Origin of the sequence: Nannocystis pusilla, assembly GCF_026626665.1 — a bacterium.
Taxonomy (GTDB): Bacteria; Myxococcota_A; Polyangia; order Nannocystales; family Nannocystaceae; genus Nannocystis; species Nannocystis pusilla.
In genome coordinates this window covers 8390001-8410285 of the sequence record NZ_JAPNKE010000002.1, presented here as the reverse complement: position 1 = coordinate 8410285, position 20285 = coordinate 8390001, and the positions used below count along the sequence as shown (strand labels likewise).

Genomic DNA, 20285 nt, shown 5'->3' with positions numbered 1-20285 from the left:
TCGCGCAGGACCTACCTGTCCATCGCGCACAACGTCTGGTGGTCCGGCGAGGGGAACAAGAAGGCGCAGAGCCGACCCATCGTCGTGGCAAGCTTCGGAGTCGAAGATCAGGTCGATGTCGACCTGGCCCGCGACCTGGTCGCAGCGGTCGAACGCTGCGCCCCGAAGTTCCAAATCCGCCGAGGCGAGGGCAAAGAAGCGACGATGCGGATCGCCCAGGAGATCCGCAAGATCGAACCCTTCCTCAAGGTGCTCGCCAGCCGCAAGCTGGGCCTCGCCCAGCACCTGCCGCCGCACCCGGAGCGCATGGTGATCCTCGAGGCGCTGATCCGCGACAAGCTCAGCGACCCGGCCGACACCACGATCGCCGCCCGCGAAGAGGCGATCCTGTCGAGCCTCAAGACGCACCTCTCCGCGTAACCATCCGCGGCGACCAGGCGCATCGCTCTCCCTCCGGGAGACGATGCCCTTTGTCGCCCCGATGATATTTTTCCTCGGCCCATCCAGCGCAGACGGCACCGCTCTCCTCCCGAGACGGTGCCGTTTGTCGCGACCGGAGATCGCTTCACAGGCGATCTCGCAACGCGCCAGCACCATCGCCCGCGAGACCTCGGCGAGACGATCTCCGCTCGGCGCCTCGGACGATCCTTGCAGGTGCAAAGGCAGGCCGGCGTGCGCGTGGGCGCGCCACGAGCCGCGCCCCCGCGCGAGCGCGAGCCTCCGAAGGCCACGCGAGAGGCGATCTCCGCGAAGAGATGCGCCGTCATACGGGCCCGCAGCGCGCGTTTCACAGCACTCCCGGCCCGAGGCGCAGCCGCGAACCGACGGATTCCGGTGCATGCACGGAGGGCAGCTCAGACCGCGAGCAGCGAGCGCAGCATGCGAACCGGCAGATTCCGGTTCGCATGCACGAGGGGCAGCTGAGACCTCGAGCAGCGAGCGCAGCACGCGAACCGGCAGATTCCGGTTCGCATGCACGGGGGCAGCTGAGACCTCGAGCAGCGAGCGAAGCACGCGAACCGGCGGATTCCGGTTCGCATGCACGGGGGCAGCGAGACCTCGAGCAGCGAGCGCAGCATGCGAACCGGGGGTCCCGGTTCGCATGCACGGAGGGAAGCTGAGACCGCGAGCAGCGAGCGCAGCACGCGAACGGGCGGATCTCGGTTCGCGTGGACGCAAGTACAGCTCAGCTCTTGAGCAGCGAGAGCAGCACGCGAACCGGCGGATCTCGGTTCGCGTGCACGCAAGTACAGCTCAGCTCTTGAGCAGCGAGAGCAACAGCTCCGCCGGCAGCGGGGCGTCGGGGCGGCGGGACACGAACACGTTGGTGCTGCCGAGGCGCAGCAGCGTGCCGATGCCGAGGCGTGGGGCCAGGACCTCGAGCGCCTTGACCTTCGTGCCGCCGAGATCGATCTCCTTGGCGCGCTCCTCGAATTTGGGGCGGTTCAGCGGCTGGGCGTCGACGAACACCTCGCTGAAGAACTCGACCTTGACCGCGAAGTCGATCGAGCGACCGGTCAGCGTCTTCAGCAACGCGGGCGGCAAGCCGTCGGGCAGCGAGCTCTCGATTACCGGCACCGTGTAGTTGCTCAGCACCGAGGTCTCGGACAGCTCGACCGGGACCAGGACCACGAGGCCGCGCTCGTCCTCGACGAACCGCAGCGACTTGGCGGCGCTCTCGCTGCGCGCTAGCTCCTGCAGCTCGGCCGCGCGCTCCGTGGCGCGGCGCTTGGCGTCGTCGGCGGCGCTGACCTGCGGCGCCTTGGCGGGAGCTTTGGCGGGCTGGCTCGGGGCGCTCGTGGGGCCCGCAGCGCTCGGCGACGGCGGGGCCGAGAAGCCCTGCGTCAGACCACCACCACCGCCGCGAGGGCGGGGGCGGCGGGGGCGGCGGCTCCTCGCCCATGTCGTCGAGGTCCTCGTCACCGGCCTCGCCAGGGGGTTGGCCGACCAGCGTCATCAGCAGGTTCTGGTCGTTGCCGGTCGGCTCCATCAGCGACAGCTCGATGCGCGGACCGCCGGGGAAGCCGTTGGCGAGGTCGCTGACGGAGATCCGCAGCTGATCGACGAGGCGCGTGACCGGCCAGTGCTGCCCGCTCGCGTCGCGGTCGCTGTCGTCGGCGGCCAGCGCCTGGCCCCGCTGCGCCACCAGGAAGCCCTCGCGGCGGTTGGGGCCGGTGCGCACGTAGTAGGCGAAGCACTGGCGCGGCACCGCCTGGCTGGCGGCCAGCGCGATGTCCGGGTTGGTGCGCCAGAACTCGGCGGGGTCCTCGCCGACGACGCTCCCGTGGATCCGCGCCAGTGCCAGCGGCGACGTCGGGTGCCGGGAGATCTCGAGCGTCGCGTCGAGGATGTTGCGGACCTTGCCGAGCAACAGCTCGGCGATCACGGCCGCAAGCACCGTCGGTCGGAACATGTCGAGCGGGAAGATCAGCCCGCCGTGGCTCGTGGGCGCGGTGGAGAGGGTGTCCATACGGGTGGCCGGAGGATATTAGCCCGGGCCGAGTACAGCCAGCGAGAAGTGCCACTGGCCCGCGGCCAAGTTGGTCGGGAAGCGGCCGACCACGACCTCCGCGCCGGTGGCGGTCGGGCAGCGATGGAAGTCGGCCAGAGCGTTGTCCGCGCGGCTCGCGGAGGCCCACGGCTCGCGACAGATGCCGCGCAGGCGCTGCATGATCTGACGGACCAGTTCGCCGCTGTCCTGATCGGAGAGGTCCCGGGCGACCAGGCCGATCGTGCTGTCGCGGCCGAGCTCGAGCTCGAACTCGTGGCCGAGCGCCGCGAACGGGGACTTCGGCGCGCACCGGACGGCGTCGGGCGGCGGGTCCTCCGACAGCGCCTCCGGCACCTCGCTGCACATCTGCTTGGCCAGCCGTGGGACCGAGACGGTGGTCGAGCCGCCGGACAGGGTCTCGCTGGCGTCGGTGGTGAATTGCGCGAGCGCCTGCCAGTTGTCCCGCGGGGCGTTGCCGCGAGTGCTGCCGCGACCGCCGCCGCTGCCGCCCGCGCCCTTGCTGGCGCCGTCGCGCCCGGTGACGGCCTTGTCCCACGCCCGACGCGACTTCTCCGTCGCGCTCGTGCAGGCGACGCCCGCGAGGACGAGGACGAGGAGAGGACGCACGGTGCGGACGTAGCACCGGCGGCAGTGGGGGTCTAGCCCCACGCCTCGCGCGGCTTCCGGCGCGACTTCTCCGTCGCGCTCGTGCAGGCGACGCCCGCGAGGACGAGGAGAGGACGCACGGTGCGGACGTAGCACCGGCGGCAGTGGGGGTCTAGCCCCACGCCTCGCGCGGCTTCCCGGTCACGCGTGCAGGCGACGCCGCAGGGCGGGGATGCACGGACTGACCCGGGGAGCGGGATGCAGGCGATGCAGCGAGGAGGGGACGCACGGCCTCTCACCCCGGAGTCCCACGCCTCGCGCGCCCTCGTGCAGGCGACGACCGGGAAGGACGAGAGAGGAGAGGCGCGAAGAGGGCGTCGCACTGGTGCCGTCGTACGCCGCCGGTGGCGCGGTGAGGGCGGCACACCGTCGGTGGCGCCGCCGACGACACCCGGTCGCGCGGTGAGGGCGTCGCACCCGCCTTAGCGCCGTCGCACGCCGCCGACGAACACCCGGTCGATGGCCGCGGCGGTGCCGGACAGCCACAGGGCGTCGTGGGCCTGGTCGTCCGGCAGGTCGGCGAGGTGGGGGTGGTCGAGGTCGGCGGCGCAGGCGTCGAAGGGGTTCCCGGGGACGAGGCGGCCGAGCTCGGGGCGCCCGAGGGCGCGAGCGCCTCCGACGGTGGCGATGTCGAGGAGCGTGCGGGCGACAGGCTCCGGGCCGGCGAGGCACAGGCGCGCATGCGCGCGCAGACGCTCGTGCATCTCGAGCAGGCGGGCCTCCTGGACGAGATCGATCACCGCGTTGCTGTCGCTGCCGAGGGCGAGACCGGTGCCGTGCTGACGGTGTCGCGGGGCCGGGATGATGCCGTCGCCGAGGTCGGCCTCGGTGGTGGGGCAGGCGCAGACGTTGTGGCCGGCGAGCAGCTCGTGGTCGCGGTCCGCGAGGTGGATCGCGTGGACGGCGGTGAAGCTGCCGGGACGCGCGAGGCAGCCGGCGTCGGCGAACACCTCGGTCGGGGTGCGGCCGTGCTCGGCGCGGCACTCCTCGTTCTCGCGGCCTTGCTCGGACACGTGGGCGTGGATGACGAGGTCGTGGGCGCGGGCGTACGCGGCGAGCTCGGACAGGGCGGCGAGCGGGACGGCGCGCACGCTGTGCGGGGCGAGGCCGATCGCGTGGCCCTCGCCGCGCAAGGTGTCGACGCGGGCGAGGTAGCGCTCGACGGTGCCGTCGCAGAAGCGGCGCTGCTCCGCGAGCGGCGGCCGGTCGGCGCCGGCGCGCGCGTAGTAGACCTCGAGCAGGACCACGCGGATCCCGACCTCCGCGCCGGCGCGCAAGACCTGGCGCGACAGCTCGTTCGGGTCGGCGTACGGGGTGCCGTCGGGCGCGTGGTGCAGGTAGTGGAACTCGCCGACGCAGGTGATGCCGGCGCGCAACATCTCGGCGTAGCAGCGGCGGGTGACGGCGTAGACCTCGTCGGGTCCGAGGCTGCTGGCGACGCGGTACATGGCCTCGCGCCAGCTCCAGAAGCTGGACGGGTCGCCCTCGCCGCGCCGATGGGTGCCGCCTCGGATCGCCCGCTGAAAGGCGTGGCTGTGGGCGTTGACGAGGCCGGGGTAAAGCAGGCGGCGGCCGAGGTCGTGGACGACGATGGGCGCGTCCGCCGGCCGCCCGCTCGCGGTGCGGACGATGACGCCCCGGCCGTCGACCTCGACGTACGGCCGCTCGACCCAGCTGTCGCCCAAAAGGCCCCAGGCCGCGAGGTAGCCGACGCGATCGTCAGGTGTTGCTTCGGTCATCGTTTACCCGTGGTGTGAGGTCCGAGGGAAGGATGTCTCTCGAGACATGTAGAGAGTCGCCGAGGGCGAGTCGCTCGCTCCGCGGTGGGGCATGCCGAGCGAGCGCCGGAAGGGCGCTTCGCCCGCAGGGGAGAGATGGCTCTCGGGGCATGTCCTGAAAGACTGGCGTGGTCGCTGCCGGGCGCTGGGAACCTGCTCGCCTCGCGCGTCGCGGAGATGGCTCTCGGGGCATGCCGAGAGGGCGCCGGGAAAGGGTGCTTCGCCCGCATGGGAGAGATGGCTCTCGGGGCATGTCCTGAAAGACTGGCGAGGTCGCCGCCGGGCGCCGCCCTGCGCGTCGCGGAGATGGCTCTCGGGGGCATGCCGAGAGAGCGCCGGGAAGGGCGTTTCGCCCGCCTGGGAGAGATGGCTCTTGGGGCATGTCCTGAAAGACTGGTGAGCTTTGATGACTGCTCGCCCCACACGTTGCGTGGATGGTTTTCGGGACATGTCCTGAAGGCCTGGTGGAACTCCCCGGGCGGGGCGCCGAGAGCCTCGCGGGCATGGGCTTGCGGGCGGCCTACTTGCCCTTCGCCGGAGCAGCAGCGGCGGCCGGTGCGGCGGCCTCGGCGGGGGGCGCGGCGAAGTAGAGCTTGCGCTCGGGGTAGTCGATCGTGAGGCGGCCGCGGCCGACGAAGTCGAGGCCGAGCATGCCGTCGATGCGGAACTGGTCGCTGCTCTCGTTCTGCTCGAAGTAGCCGTAGGCGCCGCGGAGGCCGAGGGCCTTGAAGGCGTCGCCCACGGTGAACTCGGCCACGTCGACGAGGGCGGCCTCGTTGCGGCGCAGCGGCGGAGCGCCGATGCCGGCGCGCGCGAACGCCTTGGTGGTCGCGGTGACGGCGACGCCCTGCATGCCGGTGTTGACGAGGAACAGGCCCTCCGCGCCGTTCATCGCCGCGAGCACGTAGAGGAAGTGCGTCTCGTGGAGGTAGAACGGCGCGCCGCTGCCGGTGCGGTTGGCGGCCAGCGCCGACTTGCACTTGGCGACCGGGTTGACGAGCACGAGCTTGTTGTTCGGCAGGTCGAAGTTGACCTGGAACAGCTCGAGCACGCGGGCGCCGAGGACCGCCTGCGGCGCGGCGCCGACGCCTCCGGTCATCTGCTCGAGCACCTGGTGCGGGAACACGTCGACGGGGATCCCCGAGATCGTGGCGTTGCCGGCGGTCAGCGCGTCGATCTGGCCGTGGCCGATCTCCGGCCCGCCCTCGCCGCCGAGCCGCGACTTCGAGCGCACCGGGAGCTTCAGCTTGGCCGCGACCTCGCCGTCGAGGATGACGTCGGACGCGCCGGTGTCGACCAGCGCGCGCACCTTCTCCTCGCCGATCTGGACGTCGACGAAGGTGACGGTGCCCTCGGTGGCGATCGGCAGCTCGGCGGTGCAGCCGTTGCCCTTGAAGCTGACCTGCAGCGGCTTGCCGGCGAAGTTGCGGTAGCGGCCGGCGAGCTGGGCGTTGGCCTCGCCGAGGTGGTCGAGGGCGTCGGCGACCGCCGGGAAATCGCGCTGGTGGCTGCCGATCCAGGCGCGCTGGGCGTAGACGAGGACGTCGCGCACGCCCGCCTTGCCGGCGCGGTCGAGCAGCGGGCCGGCCTCCTTGAAGCGGCCCTGCAGCAGCGCGCGCGGGCGAGGATCCACAGCGCCTCGGCCTCCTTGGGCTGCAGCTTGAGCGCGACCTGGGCGGCGTCGGCGGCCTCGTCGAAGTGCGAGGCGGCCCACAGCGCGCGGGCGAGAGAGACCTGGGCGTCGAGGTTCTTGGGCTCGGCGGCGGCGGCCTCGCGGGCCTTGGCGAGGGCGACGAGCTTCTCGTCCTTGGCCTTCTCCGGCGGCGGGACCTTGGGGACCTGGAACACCTCGGGCTTGATCGGGGCGTGGTCGACCCGCTGGGTCACGAACACGACCTCCTGGGTGCGGTCGCCGAACTTGTTGACGAGGCGGATCTTGTGCGCCACGAGGACGCCGTCGATCGGGCGGTAGTCGTCGTAGATGATGTGCTGGCTGATCGGCGGCTCGGCCTTGTCGTCCTCGAGCAGCTCCTCGGCGAGCAGGCCGGTCGCGCGGTCGTACCACTGCGTCTTCGGCGGCACGAGGTCGTTCTTGGTCGACCAGCGCACGCCGTCCAGCACCCGCGCCTTGCCGTCGAAGTCCTTGTCGCGCGGCTTCTCCAGCGCGAGGCTGATGCCGCGCTTGTCGAAGTCGAAGTACCAGTGCAGCGCGGCGTCCTCGCGGGTGATGACCGACTCGTCCTCGTCCTCGAGCACGAGGAAGCCGCGGCGGAACTGCCAGCCGGTCTTGCCGTCGAAGCCCTCTTCTTCGATCTGCTTGTCGATGACGGTGCGCCGGTAGAGCCGCTGGTCGGCGGTCGACTGCAAGGTGAAGGTGCCGACGGTCTCGGTGCTGCGGCAGTTCTCGTCCTTGTCGGTGCAGCCGGTCTCCGGCAGGAAGGTCATGCGCGCCTCGACGGTGCGCTGGGCGATCTTGCGCAGCGCCTCCTCGCCGCCGAGCGCGGCGATGAAGCGGTCGATGACCGCCTTGGCCTCGGCCGGGTTGCCTTCCTTGCCGCCGGGCGCGTCGAGGTCGCCGACCGGTACTTTGAGACAGCCGGGGACGGCGGCGGCGAGCGCGAGGGTCAGGCTGGCGCTCAGGCGGAGACGGGGTGCAAGAGACATGGCCCGGGAGAGTGCCCGAGCGCGCCCCCCGGCTCAAGTCGGCGGGCGCGCCGGGCGTGGTAAGCTGCCCGCGGTGCTGCGCGGCAAGGGATCGGAGCTCCGGCGCGGCGCGCTGCTGCGGTGGCTTGGCTGCTGGTCGCCGGCTGCGCGCGGCTCGGCGGCCGCGAGCCCGTGCGCGGGGAGATCGATCCGCAAGTGACGGCCGCCGTGGCCGCCCGCGTGCCGGAGTCCTGCCGCGCCGCAGTGACGACGGCCATGACCGCCGGGGAACGGCTCGCCGGCCCGTGCGCCACGACGCAGAGTCGGGCGGCCCAGGAGGCCCTATCGGCCACCCGTCAGCGGTCGTTCGGGCTCGTCGATCGCACGACGGTGCGGCTGGCGAGCATGGGGCTGGTGCTGTCGCAGGCCCATCTCTGTCGCCGCTGGCCGCTGCGCGCACCGGGCCAGGCCTCGCTCGACGTGGGCGCGGCCCGGCTCGCCGGCTGCAACGTGCGCCGCTACGTCGGCCCGCTCGCGGTGTCGGTGAGCGCGAGCGACGGGACGAGCTTGCCGGTGATGACGGTCCGCTCGGACCAGGACGGGCAGGTCGAGGTGTCGTTCGCCGAGGTGGATGCGCTGCTCCGCGCGCGCGGCCGCGGAGGGCTCGGCTCGTTCACGGCGCTGCTGGTCGGACGCGACGGCTGGGCGGCGCGCGTCAAGCTGCCGGAGCTGCGGGCGCAGCTGGCCCAGTGGCACGCGACATGGGTCGGGCGCGGCCGCGGGTCGCCGGCGCTGTTCGCCGAGCTCCACCCCGACGACGAGGCGGCCGCCGGGATGCGCACGCGGGCGCTCGAGGCGTCGCTGAAGCGCCAGGCCGAGGACGCGGCGGCGGTCGACCGCGGCGAGCTGTCGGCGCGGCGCTTCCTCGAGCGACACGCGTGGTCGCCGTACCGCTCGCTCGTCGAGCAGAAGGACGGACGCTCGTCGCCGTGACGAGGCCGCTGCAGCGCCTGCGCGTCCACCTGCGGATCGTCGACGGCGACGTCGCGCCGGTGGTCGCCCGCTACCGCGAGCACATCCAGTGCCGGCCGGGCTGCGGCGAGTGCTGCCGCCAGAGCTTCAAGGTGTCGGAGCTCGAGGGGGCGCTGCTGCGCGAGGGGCTGGCGGCGGCCGAGGCGACGACCCGCGCCGAGATCGTGGCCCGCGCCCGCAACTACGCGGCCGGCGAGGCCTGCCCGGCCCTCGGGAGCGCGGAGACGTGCCTGCTCTACGCGCACCGACCCCGGATCTGCCGCAAGTACGGGATCCCGCTGTGGCACCCCGAACGCCCGCACGAGCTGAAGACCTGCCGCCTCAACTTCCGCGGAGTCGCCGACCTCGACGCCGACCTGATCGTGGAACCGCAGGCGGGCTGGGCCGCCGACTGGATCGCGCTGCGCGAAGAGCTGGCGCTCGGACCGCAGGACAACCGCACGATCGCCGCCTGGCTGGCTGGCGATTCGGACATGTCGGAAGAGTAATGTGGAGCTGCGCCGAGCGGCGCGGCGACGCCGGCAGGTCGTCGCCGTGAGCGGGCAGAGGAGCCGCTAACTGGAGGCAGGCATGGCGGCGTTGACGTGGACGCCGCGCCGAGCGGTGACGCTCCGCTGCCGGGGGAGCTCGTCGGCAGCGGAACGAGGATGCCGCGCCGAGCGGTGACGCTCCGCTGAAACGTGGACGCCGTGCCGAGCAGTGAGGCTCTGCTGCCGGCGGAGCTCGTCGGCAGCGGAGCGTGGACCCCGCGCCGAGCGGTGATGCTCCGTTGCCGGCAACGTTGTGGCTGTCTACCCGCTCGTCGCGATGTGACTCGAATGTACGAAAGGGCATGTACGAATGGACATGCCCTTCATGCCCTGGCTTCAAGGGCATGTCTTATTAAACATGCCCGAACGGTCAGTGCGCGGGGGCCGGCGCGGGGGCAGTCGTCGGGGCCGGCGCGGGGGCCTTCGCCGGGGCCGGGGTCGTCGGCGCAGGGGCGGTGCCTGCGGGCGACGGGGCGCCGGACGGGCCGGAGGTCGCGCCGCCGGCGGGGGCGGGCGTGCCGGCCGGCGGCGTGGCGAGGGAGCCGGCCGGGTTCGGCGGGTTGACGGTGCCGGGGGGCGGGCGGCGCTCGATCTGCAGCGGCACCGTCTCGCCGCCGGAGCTCATGAACGGGCCGACCGGGCCGGTGCCGCGCTTGACCTGCGGCGTCATCGGCGGCGGCGTCGGCGGCTCCGGCACGCGGTGGACGGAGAGCAGCCCGGGCGCGCGCGTCGGCAGCAGGCCGATGTAGTCGATCTTGGCGCTGCCGTTCTCGTAGACGAACTTGAAGGCGAGGACGTCGAGGCCGTCCCTGCTGAGATAGGCGCACCACATCGGCTCGGCGCCGTTGCGGACGTAGATCTGGGCCGCGGGCGGGACCACCGGCGGGCAGAAGAACGCCTCTTTGCGGGCGAAGCGGCTGGCGGCGTCGCGGAACACGTCGAAGAACTCGCGGCCGCCGTCGGCGAAGATCGGGCGAGCGTCGAACTCGCGGCGGTCGGGGATGCCCCAGCGCGCGTGCCGGGTGAACACGGCCGGCAGGCCAGCGAGGTCGTCCTTGGCGGCGAGGGTCAGGAGCGCGACGGCGATCCGCTTGGCCTGGAAGGGCAATTGCCAGGTCGCGATCTCGGCGGCGGACGCGACCTCGCGGCTCTCGTACTCGTGCAGCAGGCTCTCGGGCGCCCCCTCGGCGGTGCCGGCCGGCAACGGCCGCGCGGCGGCGGGCGCTGGTGCGGGAGGGCTCTCCTTCGGCACCTTGCCGGCGTGGTGCGGCGTGGTGCAGGCGACCACGAGGCCGGCCAGGACGACGGTACCGAAGCAATTCAGAGGAGCGCGAAGCATGCCGCACTCTTTAGACCGCCGCGTGCCGATGAGCAAGCGCACAGGACGCCCCTGGGGCCGGTTCGTGACGCGTTTGCGGACGAGCGGGTTGTGAGGCCGCGAACGCACCGGTTAGGATGCGCTGCGCGGTACACCCCCCACCGCGTGAAGGCCGCGAGCGTGCGACGAACAGGCAATGGCGCCCCGAGGGGCGCGAGTCGCTGCGGGCTGCAGGGCGCTGCAGCGGCGCTGGCGTGCCTGGCTTGCAACCTCGAGGTGCCTCGCGTCGAGCGCGGCGCGGCCGAGGGTGACGCGATCGAGCGCGCGGAGCGACCCGAGCCCACGCCGACGCCGGCTGCGGCGCGCGAGATCCGTCTGCCCGCCGCGCACGTGCCGACCGCCGACGAAGAGCCCGAGCTCGAAGACCCGCGCGCGGCGGGTCCGCGCACCGTGCCGGCGGGCACGCCTCCCGCGATCGCCCGCGTGTTCGAGCGCTTGCCGGTGGGGATCCACGACGAGCCGCCGGTGGGCGCGATCGGGGCCTCGGGGATCCACGTCGACAAGATTTGGGTCGGGCAGGCCTACGAGCGCGAGGGCTGCACCGGCGAGTCGGACAAGTTCTCGCTGGCCAAGCACGGGGCCGTCAACGTGTGCTTCCGGGTGGTCCACAGCCGCGTCGAGGAGAAGGTCGACGTGCTGTGGGAGAAGGACGGCGAGCTGTTTCGCCGGCGGGCGATGCAGATCCCCGAGCTGCACGCGTACCGCACCCGGGCCTATCTGGTGCTGCGGCGCGAGTACATCGGCAGCTGGAAGGCGCGCGTGGTCTCGGTCGACGGCATCGAGCTGGCGGCCGCGTCCTTCGTCGTGGTGGAGTGAGTCATGCGTGGCGTGGTCGTCGGACTGTTGGCGAGCTGGTTGTGGGTGACGGGGGCGCGCGCGCAGGAGCCCGAGCCGGTGGCCGCGGCGCCCGAGGTCGAGCCGCCGCCGACGTGGCGCTTCAAGCAGAAGGAGCGCCCGGTCAAGGTCGTGGTGCTGGCCGGGTCGATCGGCGCGTGGCCCAAGCAGCCGTACGCCGAGCGCCTGGCCGAGATGTGCAGCAACGTCGAGGTCCGCAACCTGTCGAAGGTCGGCTTCGGCGCGCTGCAGCTCAAGCAGCGGTTCAAGCAGCAGTTCCTGGAGAACCCGTACGTCAACCTGCGCGACCCGGAGCTCGAGTATTGGCTGGTGTTCCAGGGCGGGCTCAACAGCGTCGGCACGCCCGAGCGGACGAACCACGACATCCGCGAGCTGTTCACCCTGGCTCACGCGCGCGGGCTCAAGGTCGTCGCGTTCAGCCTGACGCCGTGGGGCGACGACACCGACCCCAAGCGCTGGGCCGGCGCGGCTGGGCTGCGTTACCTGCGAGCGACGCGGACGGTGGTCGATTTCGTGCTCGGGGCGCTGGCGCCCCAGCAGGCGCTCGGGGACTACGCCCGCAAGCGATCTGCCGGCACCGACGCGCCGTGGCAACCCGAGGAGCTGCCGGAGGTCGCGGTCGACCTCTACCGCTCGTCCTTGCGCGCCACGACTGCGCCGCTGCGCGACCTCGAGGCGATGCGCACCGCGCTGACGAAGGACGGCCTGTGGAAGCGGCAGCACGCCGAGCTCGACGAGACGGCGCGCGCTGCGGCGCTCGAGGCCGACGCGGCCGAGGCCGCCGAGGTGCCGCGCTGGTTCTTGCGCACCGAGCTGCGGAGCTTCGACCATATCCACCCGAACGCCGAGGGCCACCGGCTCATCGCCGAGACCGCTTGCCCGCGCCTGCCCGCGAGCTGGGGCTGCACCTGTCCGAACGCGCCCGTGGCCGCGGAGAGCCCCGCAGAGGCGCCTGCGTCGCAACCGCCGCGGCTGCCGATGACGACTCTGCTACTTTTGTACCCGCACTGGCTCCGGGTACTGCTCGGGGCGCCTCTCCTGTGAGCCACACGCCATGACCGAGCTGCTCAACACCATCTTCACCATCCTCGTCCTCATCGCGGGGATCATCGCGGGGTTGTGGTTCGGCGCCAAGCTGGCGGAGAGCACCCGCGACGAGCACGGCCGCACGCGCAAGAGCCTCACCTCGGCGCTGCGCGAGACCACCACCAGCGCCGCGCTGAAGCTGTGGCGCTGGCGCCGCGCCCGGGCCCGCGAGGCGGCGCGCGAGGGCAAGAAAGAGTAGGCGCGGCTGTCTGTTCGGGCATGCCCTGGAGAGCATGCCCGATCGAACATGTCCCGAGCGCTATGTCTTTTCGGCCATGGCGCGGCGCTTGTTGTCGCGGTCGAGCTGGCGCCAGCGCAGGCCGGCGGCGCCGACCACGACGACGCTGACGAGCAAGATCCACGGGATCTGCGGCGACTTCGGTTTCTTCTTGTTCCACGCGCTCAGGTGGTTCTTCACCCACGGGCGGAACTCGCCCGGGCCGAGCAGCGGCAGGCCGTGGCGGGCGCGGATGGTGTTGGGCAGCTGCGCGTTGATGTCGGTGCACTCGCCGGTGTAGACCAGCTTGCGGAAGCGGTTGGCCGCGAGCCGCTCCTCGGGCTTGTAGGGGCCGCTCTTGGCGACCTCCTCGGGCGTGGGGATCGTGTACGAGAGCTTGTAGAGCTCGACCTTCTTGGGCGCCTGGCCGCCGTGCTTGAGGGCCCAGTCGCGGCAGACCCACCGCGCGTGCCACTTCTGGTACCACTCGCCCTTGCCGCCCTCGCCGCCGATGATCCGGCGGTTGATCTTGCGCTGGCGGGTGTAGCCGAGCCACGGGATCGGCTTGTTGGCCGGGTGGTAGACGTCGGTGTTGAGGTCGTAGGCGGTGCCGTCGTGGTCGGTGACCATGACCTGCATGAAGATGTTGCTGCGCGGCGGGTTGGGCGCGAACATCTTCCAGCCCTGCGCGGTCTGGCTGGTGCGGATCCACCACTTGAACGGGTCCTGCGCGCGCACCCGCCAGCCGTCCTTGCCCTCGCCGCCGAGGCTGTCCTTCTCGGGTAGCAGCCAGATCGCCACGCCCGTGCAGTGGTAGACGACGAACGCGCCGGCGAGGAAGCGGCCCATCGAGCCGTAGGCCCACGGGCGCCGGGCGCGGCCGCTGTGCGGGTCGATGACGGGAAGCTGCTGGGCCCCGCGCCGCTGGGCGACGCCGAAGCCGACCACCGCCAGGCCGGCGAAGATCACCGCGCCGGTGGCCGCCCACGGGACGCCGAGGTCGGTCTCGGCCGCGACGTAGACGCCGCTCACGGCGACCGCCAGCGCGCTCCACAGCGCCCACGCGGGCAGGGCCGCGGCGTCGCGGTGGAGGTGCGGCAAGCTCGGGTCCTCGGCCGGGAGCGGGGCGTCGCCGCGGGTGATGTCCTTCGGGACAGGTAGGCCGAGGCGCCCGAGGCGCTCGCCGATCGCCCGCAACAGGAAGGCGACCTCGCTGCCGTTGAGGAACGCAACGTAGGTCGCCATCGTCGCCGGCGTGAACCAGCCGATGTTCATCATCACGATCAGGTGAGCGTGGAAGATGAGCCCGAGGCCGAGCCACAGCCGGCGGCCGAGGAACCAGGTGCAGAACCAGTCGAGGTCGAGGGTGAGGCGACCGCCGCGGAGCGTGACGCTGGGCGGGCGTCGGCCGAGCCAGTAGAAGAGGCCGCCGACGACCGCCATGCCGGCCAGCCAGACCACCGGGAACCACCGCTGCCAGGTCGCCAGGCCGGCCATGCCGGCGCGCGGCTGCGCGGGGATGTGGAACGGCAGGGTGATGTACACGACGACCAGGCCGACGAGGCCGAGGCCGAGCCAGCAGGCGCGCACCGCCCAGCGCTGCCACTCGGGCAGCGGCGGCAGCTGCTCGCGGCGGACGAAGCGGACCACCAGGCCGAGCACGACCAGCGGGAAGAACGCCTCCCAGTAGTGGGTGACGATCGTGTTGATGCGGAACAGGTTGGTGCCGAAGACGGCCGACAGCTGCTGCGGCTCGAAGCGGTAGAAGTGGTCGAGGTTGAGCGCGTAGTAGAAGGCGTCGCCCTTGGCCCAGATGTCGCCGTTCTTGACGGTGCCGGTCGAGCAGTAGAGCGCCGCGAGCTGGAGGATCATGATCATCCGCGGCCACGCGGGGATCAGCCGGTACACGGCCTCGAGGCCCTGCGGGTGCTCGGGGCCGGGCGCGACGCCGGCGCCGGCGCCCGGGCCGTCGCGCTCGCTGAGGCGGCCCTGCTTGCGCAGGCGACGGCAGCGCAGCCAGTTGTCGACGCTGTAGGCGGCGCCGCACCGCGACATGCACAGGTAGAGGAGGAAGCAGCGGTAGACGTTCTCGGTGCCCTCCCAGAACACCTGGTTGCGCAGGATGATGCTGTGAAACAGCAGCAGCGTGACCCACTTGGTGATGTTCGTCTTGAAGCCGACGATCATGCACACGCAGGCGACCTCGAACGCGCCGAGGACCAACCAGAAGGCCGACGGCGAGTCCCAGAAGAACAGCGGCGAGTACTTCGGACCCTTGAGCCACTCGACGACGCCGCCCCAGTCGAAGAAGCCGTACGGCTCGGGGTCGATGCCGTCGCCGAAGCCGAGGAACTGCTCCTTGGCGAACACCTCGCGCGCGACGTCGGTGAGGAACAGCCCCTCGTCGGTGAAGAGGTAGACGAAGAGGTCGGACAGGCCGTTGATGTTGAACAGCGTGACGAGGCCGAAGACGATGCGGAACAGGCCCATCGTCCGCGGGTCCTCGGCGCGCAGGAACAGCCGGCGGAACGCCTCGCGGTGGAAGATGCAGGCGCTCACGAAGAAGACGAAGCCGAGCAGCATCCACCAACCGACGGTCGGCGAGAGCGCGAGCGCTTCGGCGTTGGGGATCCGTTCGTCCGCGAGTAAGCCCAGCAGCATGCGCACGGATTAAAACAAAGGCCCGGCAGTGCGCCGGGCCTCCCGCTGTGAGGTGCCGTGTCTCAGTCGACCGGCTTCGCCGGCGGCTTCGTCTCCGCCGCGGCCGGCTCCGGCGCGGCAGCCTCGCCCTCACCCCTGGCCAGCGACGGCTTGACGGTCGCGGCGCGCTTGCCGGCGGTGGTCGAGGTCGTGCTGGGCCGGGTCCCGTCGGTGGTCTTCGGCGGGTCGTAGCGCTTGTCCCACGCCTTCTTCTTGTTGTGGATCCACGGCTTGAACACGCCCTCCTCGAGCAGCGGCAGGCCGTGACGCTCGCGGATGAAGTTGGGCAGCTGCCCGTGGTCCGAGGACGCGCACTTGGTGGTGTGCTGCCGCTCCTCGCGGCCGGTGTCGTAGAGCAGCTTCTCGGGCACGTACCAGCCCTGCTTGGCGACGATCTCCGGCGCCGGCATGCGGTACGAGACCTTGTAGAGCTCGACCTTCTGCGGCATCACCCCGCGGTGGCTCAGCGCCCACTGGCGGCAGATGAAGCGCGCGTACCACTGCTGGTACCAGTCGCCCTTGCCCGACTCGCCGCCGATGATGCGCCGGTTCATCTTGCGCATGCGGTCGTTCCAGACCCACGGGATCGGCTTGCGCTCGAGCGCGTAGGTGTCGGTCCGCAGGTCCCAGCGCTCGCCGGTCTCGTCGGTCACGACGGTGCGCATCAGCACGTTGTGGCGCGGAGGGTTGGGCGCGAACATGCCCCACTGCTGGTCGGTCTGCGTCGCCAGCACCCAGGTCGAGAACGGCTCGCGCGCCTTGATCCGGAACGTCGAGATGCAGTCCTTCTCGGGCAGCTCCCAGATGGCGATGGCGATGACGTGATAGAGGACCAGCGAGCCGACGAGGAGGCGGCCGCCGGGCCCGTACGACCACGGCGCGATCGTGTGCCCCGTCTGCGGGTCGATCGCCGGCATGTCGGGCTCGCGCTTGGGCCGGTCGGGCGGTGAGAAGGTCAGACCGAGCTTCGCCAGGTGGCGGTGGATCGCCGGGACCTGGTTGAGGCAGAACACCAGCAGGAGCGTGCCGCTCGCCGCCAGCTTGTAGTAGAGCAGCTGGTCCTTCTCCTGCGTGGTCTCGCCGGTCAGGCTCATCACGCCCACGTAGGCGACGATCAGGGCCGCCAGGCCGAGCAGCTTGAGGACGAAGTGCTTCGTCCCGCGGTGGCCCTGCACGTAGGTGTAGATCGTCATGAAGGAGAACATGGCGATCAGGGTCCAGGCGAAGTGGATCCCCAGGTTCGCCCCCGGCGCCGTCTCCTCGCGGCCCAGCACGCTCACCTTGAACCAGGGCACCAGCGGGCTCGCGTGCAGGACCACGCCGACGATCGCGGCCACGAGCATCCCGTAGAGCACGGTCGGCGGCAGCCGGCGGCCGTCGCGGCGGTGATGCGGCAGCGTGCGGTCCTCGGCCGGCAGCGGCGGCTCGCCGCGGCGCACGTCGGCCGGGAGCGGCAGCCACGGGAAGGCCTTGGCCAGGCCGCGGCCGAAGAACCTGAGGATCCGCCCCGGCTCGTTGCCCTGGAGGAAGAACAGGTACGTCGACATCATGATCGGCGGGAACATGCCGATGTTCATGAGCAGCTGCAGGTTGCCGTGGAAGATGAGGCCGAGGGTCAGCCACACCCGCCGGCCGAGGAACCACCGGCAGAACCAGTCGAGGTCGAGGAGGTAGCGCTTGCCGCGGATCTTCAGCGTCGGCGGGCGCCGGTTCAGGAACCAGAACCCCCGCCGATGGCCGCCATCAGCGCGACCCAGCCCACGGCCGTGAAAATCTGCACCCGCTGGGTGGTCCACCAACTCTTCGGCAGCTCGACGTGGTGCACCGGCAGAGTGATGAGCACCACCGCCAGGCAGCCGAGGCCGAACGCCACCCAGCAGGCGCGCACCGCCCACAGGCGCCAGCCCTCGAGCCGCGGCAGCTGCTCGCGGATGCCCCAGCGGATGATGGTGCCGAGCACCATCATGGGGAACATCGCCTCCCACCAGTGGGTGATCCACGTGGCCAGGCGGAACATGTTGAGGCCCAGGATCGACGACACTTCCTGCGGGTAGAACCGGTAGAAGTGGTCCATGTTGAGGGCGTAGTAGAGGGCGTCGCCCTTGGCCCACACGTGGCCGTTTTTGACCACGCCCGTGAAGCAGTACAGCACCCCGAGGTTGAGCATCATCAGGTTGCAGGGCCACGCCGGGATCAGCCGGTAGACCGCCTGCAGGCCCTGCGGGTGCTCGGGGCTCGGGGCCACACCGGCGCCGCCGCCGGGCCCGTGGCGCTCGGACAGCAGGCCCTGCTTGCGCAGCTTCCGGGTCCGCAGCCAGTTGTCGATGCTGTACGCGTGGCCGCTCTTGGCCAGCAGCAGGTAGAAGAAGAACACCCGATAGACCAGCTCCGTGCCCTCCCAGAACAGGTGGTTCCGGAGGAAGAAGCTGTTCATCATCAGGAAGCTCAAGACGCCCATCACCCGCGTCTTCCACCCGAACATGAACAGGACGGTGACGGTGTAAAAGCCGATGAGCTGCACCCACATGGCCGTGGGCGTGTCCCAGAAGTACAGCAGCGAGTACTTGTGGCCCTTGAAGAACTCGAGGACCGCCGGGACATCGAAGAAGCCGTAGGGGTCGTCGCCGATGCCGTCGCCGAAGCCCTTGAACTGCGCCGGCGCCACCAGCTGGCGGGCCGCATCACTGATGAAGATGCCTTCGTCCGAGAAGAGGAAGGTGAAGTACTCCCACAGGTCGTTGATGTTGCAGATGCAGAGGAAGGCGAAGACGATGCGGAACGCCGCGATCGGCCGCGGGTCCTCGTTCGTCAGCCACCAGCGCCGCCAGCGCTCGCTTTGGAGCAGGAAGATCAGGCATGCAAAAACGGCGCAAGCCAACATGACCCACCCGACGGTCGGCGACATGGCGATCGCCACGTCGTTCGGGATCCGGTCGGGGTCTGCGAGCGCGAACGCAAATGCTGCGGCCGAGGAGAACCCAAGCATAGGCAGGGAGTGTCCGGGACGGCACTAGGCGGGCGCAAGCGCAAAAAGGCCAGTCCTTCCGCGGGTGTTGGCCGTCGCACTCGCCGCCGAGGCTTGACTCGACCGGCGTCCCCGGCCATCGTCCCCGGCCATGTTCGTCCCGCGCGAACGCGTCCGCCTGCAGGGTTTCAACAACCTGACCAAGGTGGTCAGCTTCAACCTCTACGACTTCTTCGTCGCCCGCACGGACGACGAACGGCACGCCTACGTCCGCTATATCGACGAGAAATTCAGCGCCGAACGCATCACCGACATGCTGCGCGAGATCGCGCACATCATCGATGCCGAGGTCCTGTCCGTCTCGGCCCAGGACTACGAACCCCAGGGCGCGAGCTCGCTGGTGCTGATGAGCGATCTCGGACAAAAGAAGGTCGCCGACGAAGTGATGGGCCACACGACCGTCGGCGCCCACCTCACCAAGAGCCACCTCTGCGCGCACACCTACCCGGATTGGTACGACCCGAAGGGGATCTGCAGCTTCCGGGTCGACATCGACATCGCCACCTGCGGGACGATCGTGCCGCTGCGGGCCCTGAACTTCATGTTCGAGAGCTTCGAGAACGACGTCGTCATCATCGACTACGTGGTCCGCGGCTTCACTCGCGACGCCGAGGGCCGGCGCGTGTACATGGACCACACGCTGAAGTCGATCCAGGACTTCATCGACCCGAAGATCCTCGCCGACTACCACTGCGAGGACCTGGTCCTGCAGAACGAGAACATCTGGCAGACCAAGATGATGCGCACGCGGCTCGACCCGTCGGCCTACTTCCTCCCGACGTCGATCCCGCCGCGCCCGAGAGCATCGCCCGCCTCGACGACGTGCGGCGCGAGATGGTCGGGATCTTCTACGGCTGGCCCGGCTGAGCGCCGCGGCGAGCGAGATCTCTTCTACGGTCGACCCGGCTGGCTCGCGCCGGTCGGCCTGCGCGTGAGCAAGTAGCCGGCGACGACCAGGAGCGCCGCGCCGACGAGCGCGCTGGCCGGCGCATGCGCATTCCAGAAGAGGATATCGACGCCGAGGCCCAGCGGGATCGCGGCGTACGCGACCATGGCGATGCTCGAGGCGGGCGCGAGGCCGTAGGCGCGGGTCATCCACAGCTGGCCGCACGTCCCGAACATCGCCGTGCTGCCGATGAGCGCGAGGTTCTTGCGTGTCAGGTGTCCGGGTTGGAAGTCGCCGTGCGCGAGGCCCCACACGAGGCCGGCGATCGCGGCGAGCGAGGCGAAGTGGAAGACCACCAGCTCGGGCGCCTCGGTCTCGGAGGTCTTGCGGATCGTCACATGTGCCAGCGCCGAGAAGACCGCGGCGGCGACTCCGGCGAGCGCAGGCATCGGTGGGAGCGCGGAGAGATCTCCCAGCGGCGCCAGCACGAAGAAGGCGCCGCTCGCGGCGAACACGAGGGCGAGCAAGACGAGCCGGTGCATGCGCTCGCGGAGGACGAGCGGGGCGAACAGCGCCACGAACACCGGCTGAAGCAGATGCAGGGTCTGGTGCTGGACGAGTGTCAGGGCTCGCACGGCATAGAAGGTGGCGGCCATGGCAGCGATGCCGAAGAGCGAGCGCAGCGCGACGAGATCTCCTCGCACCGGCCGCAGACTCAGCTGTCGTCGGCGGAGCTCGAGCCAGATCCACAGGAGCCCGGGCGTGGTCCTGTAGAAGATGAGCTCCGCCGTGCTGAACCCGTCCTCGCGCAGGACCTTGGCGCAGGCGTTCATGGCGACGAGAGCGGCCATGGCGCCGAGCATCCAGGCGAGACCACGGCGGAGTTGGGCGACGGAGGCGGCCAAGGAGGCCGGGCCGATCTAGCATCTGCCGGGCGGACGCAGGGCTGTCGCGAGATGGTCGCTCGCCGCGCCCTCCGCGAGGGGGAGATCTCTTCC

17 protein-coding genes are annotated in these 20285 nt (G+C 71.0%); 7 read left to right on the top strand and 10 right to left on the bottom strand.

What is annotated here, in order from left to right; all coding sequences use genetic code 11:
• Positions 1 to 84 precede the first annotated feature (84 nt).
• Entirely contained in the window at positions 85 to 420 is a 336-nt protein-coding gene (locus OV079_RS37090; RefSeq protein WP_267742441.1) for a hypothetical protein, read from the top strand.
• Between the two features lie 834 nt (positions 421 to 1254).
• On the opposite strand, the gene OV079_RS37085 is transcribed toward OV079_RS37090, so the two are convergent.
• The 5 genes from OV079_RS37085 to OV079_RS37065 form a co-directional block, all read right to left on the bottom strand.
• The gene (locus tag OV079_RS37085) at positions 1255 to 1923 is read right to left on the bottom strand and encodes a hypothetical protein (protein ID WP_267774309.1); all 669 of its coding nucleotides are present in this window, start codon (positions 1921 to 1923) and stop codon (positions 1255 to 1257) included.
• A 565-nt stretch (positions 1924 to 2488) separates the two neighbouring features.
• Entirely contained in the window at positions 2489 to 3118 is a 630-nt protein-coding gene (locus OV079_RS37080; protein WP_267774307.1) for a hypothetical protein, read from the bottom strand.
• Between the two features lie 461 nt (positions 3119 to 3579).
• Positions 3580 to 4896: a formimidoylglutamate deiminase gene (locus tag OV079_RS37075; protein WP_267774305.1), complete on the bottom strand. Its 1317-nt coding sequence runs from the start codon at positions 4894 to 4896 to the stop codon at positions 3580 to 3582.
• A gap of 559 nt (positions 4897 to 5455) precedes the next feature.
• Positions 5456 to 6244 (bottom strand): retropepsin-like aspartic protease, encoded by a 789-nt coding sequence (locus OV079_RS37070; protein WP_267774303.1) that lies wholly within the window; start codon positions 6242 to 6244, stop codon positions 5456 to 5458.
• Complete coding sequence (locus tag OV079_RS37065; RefSeq protein ID WP_267774302.1) at positions 6178 to 7599, bottom strand: hypothetical protein; 1422 nt, start codon at positions 7597 to 7599, stop codon at positions 6178 to 6180. Before OV079_RS37065 ends, OV079_RS37070 begins: the two co-directional genes overlap by 67 nt.
• A 120-nt stretch (positions 7600 to 7719) precedes the next feature.
• Here OV079_RS37065 and OV079_RS37060 point away from each other — a divergent pair, with 120 nt between their 5' ends.
• Both OV079_RS37060 and OV079_RS37055 read left to right on the top strand, forming a co-directional pair.
• On the top strand, positions 7720 to 8571 hold the full coding sequence (locus OV079_RS37060) for a hypothetical protein (RefSeq protein WP_267774300.1): 852 nt from the start codon (positions 7720 to 7722) through the stop codon (positions 8569 to 8571).
• The gene (locus OV079_RS37055) at positions 8568 to 9098 is read left to right on the top strand and encodes a YkgJ family cysteine cluster protein (RefSeq protein ID WP_267774298.1); all 531 of its coding nucleotides are present in this window, start codon (positions 8568 to 8570) and stop codon (positions 9096 to 9098) included. The genes OV079_RS37060 and OV079_RS37055 overlap by 4 nt, the downstream gene beginning before the upstream one ends.
• Positions 9099 to 9510: 412 nt before the next feature.
• Here OV079_RS37055 and OV079_RS37050 read toward each other — a convergent pair whose 3' ends face one another.
• A complete protein-coding gene (locus OV079_RS37050) occupies positions 9511 to 10479 on the bottom strand; it encodes a hypothetical protein (RefSeq protein WP_267774297.1) in 969 nt (322 codons plus the stop codon).
• A gap of 144 nt (positions 10480 to 10623) precedes the next feature.
• Here OV079_RS37050 and OV079_RS37045 point away from each other — a divergent pair, with 144 nt between their 5' ends.
• The 3 genes from OV079_RS37045 to OV079_RS37035 are packed head-to-tail and all read left to right on the top strand — an operon-like array spanning position 10624 to position 12658.
• Positions 10624 to 11334, top strand: coding sequence for a DUF2914 domain-containing protein (locus OV079_RS37045; RefSeq protein WP_267774295.1), 711 nt, complete (start codon positions 10624 to 10626; stop codon positions 11332 to 11334).
• A gap of 3 nt (positions 11335 to 11337) precedes the next feature.
• Positions 11338 to 12417, top strand: a complete 1080-nt coding sequence (locus OV079_RS37040; protein ID WP_267774294.1) for an SGNH/GDSL hydrolase family protein — start codon at positions 11338 to 11340, stop codon at positions 12415 to 12417.
• Positions 12418 to 12427: 10 nt separating this feature from the next.
• Positions 12428 to 12658 (top strand): hypothetical protein, encoded by a 231-nt coding sequence (locus tag OV079_RS37035; protein ID WP_267706567.1) that lies wholly within the window; start codon positions 12428 to 12430, stop codon positions 12656 to 12658.
• A gap of 60 nt (positions 12659 to 12718) precedes the next feature.
• On the opposite strand, the gene OV079_RS37030 is transcribed toward OV079_RS37035, so the two are convergent.
• The 3 genes from OV079_RS37030 to OV079_RS37020 form a co-directional block, all read right to left on the bottom strand.
• Positions 12719 to 15337, bottom strand: a complete 2619-nt coding sequence (locus OV079_RS37030) for a hypothetical protein (protein ID WP_267774293.1) — start codon at positions 15335 to 15337, stop codon at positions 12719 to 12721.
• A 62-nt stretch (positions 15338 to 15399) separates the two neighbouring features.
• Positions 15400 to 17175 carry a hypothetical protein gene (locus OV079_RS37025; protein ID WP_267774292.1) on the bottom strand — a complete coding sequence of 592 codons (1776 nt, stop codon included), beginning with the start codon at positions 17173 to 17175 and terminating at the stop codon, positions 15400 to 15402.
• Complete coding sequence (locus OV079_RS37020; RefSeq protein WP_267774291.1) at positions 17088 to 18362, bottom strand: hypothetical protein; 1275 nt, start codon at positions 18360 to 18362, stop codon at positions 17088 to 17090. Before OV079_RS37020 ends, OV079_RS37025 begins: the two co-directional genes overlap by 88 nt.
• Positions 18363 to 18492: 130 nt before the next feature.
• Between OV079_RS37020 and speD the strand changes: the two genes are divergently transcribed.
• Positions 18493 to 19344 (top strand): adenosylmethionine decarboxylase, encoded by an 852-nt coding sequence (speD, locus tag OV079_RS37015; protein WP_267774289.1) that lies wholly within the window; start codon positions 18493 to 18495, stop codon positions 19342 to 19344.
• Here the strand turns inward: speD and OV079_RS37010 are convergent.
• Positions 19293 to 20192 carry a DMT family transporter gene (locus OV079_RS37010; RefSeq protein WP_267774287.1) on the bottom strand — a complete coding sequence of 300 codons (900 nt, stop codon included), beginning with the start codon at positions 20190 to 20192 and terminating at the stop codon, positions 19293 to 19295. The two genes, speD and OV079_RS37010, sit on opposite strands and share 52 nt — an antisense overlap.
• Positions 20193 to 20285 lie beyond the last annotated feature (93 nt).

Bases quoted from the DNA above. Each gene is read 5' to 3' on its own strand.
- OV079_RS37075 (WP_267774305.1), bottom strand. From the start codon at position 4,896: ATGACCGAAGCAACACCTGACGATCGCGTCGGCTACCTCGCGGCCTGG.
- OV079_RS37065 (WP_267774302.1), bottom strand. From the start codon at position 7,599: ATGTCTCTTGCACCCCGTCTCCGCCTGAGCGCCAGCCTGACCCTCGCG.
- OV079_RS37050 (WP_267774297.1), bottom strand. From the start codon at position 10,479: ATGCTTCGCGCTCCTCTGAATTGCTTCGGTACCGTCGTCCTGGCCGGC.
- OV079_RS37040 (WP_267774294.1), top strand. From the start codon at position 11,338: ATGCGTGGCGTGGTCGTCGGACTGTTGGCGAGCTGGTTGTGGGTGACG.
- OV079_RS37035 (WP_267706567.1), top strand. From the start codon at position 12,428: ATGACCGAGCTGCTCAACACCATCTTCACCATCCTCGTCCTCATCGCG.
- OV079_RS37030 (WP_267774293.1), bottom strand. From the start codon at position 15,337: ATGCTGCTGGGCTTACTCGCGGACGAACGGATCCCCAACGCCGAAGCG.
- OV079_RS37020 (WP_267774291.1), bottom strand. From the start codon at position 18,362: ATGCTTGGGTTCTCCTCGGCCGCAGCATTTGCGTTCGCGCTCGCAGAC.
- speD (WP_267774289.1), top strand. From the start codon at position 18,493: ATGTTCGTCCCGCGCGAACGCGTCCGCCTGCAGGGTTTCAACAACCTG.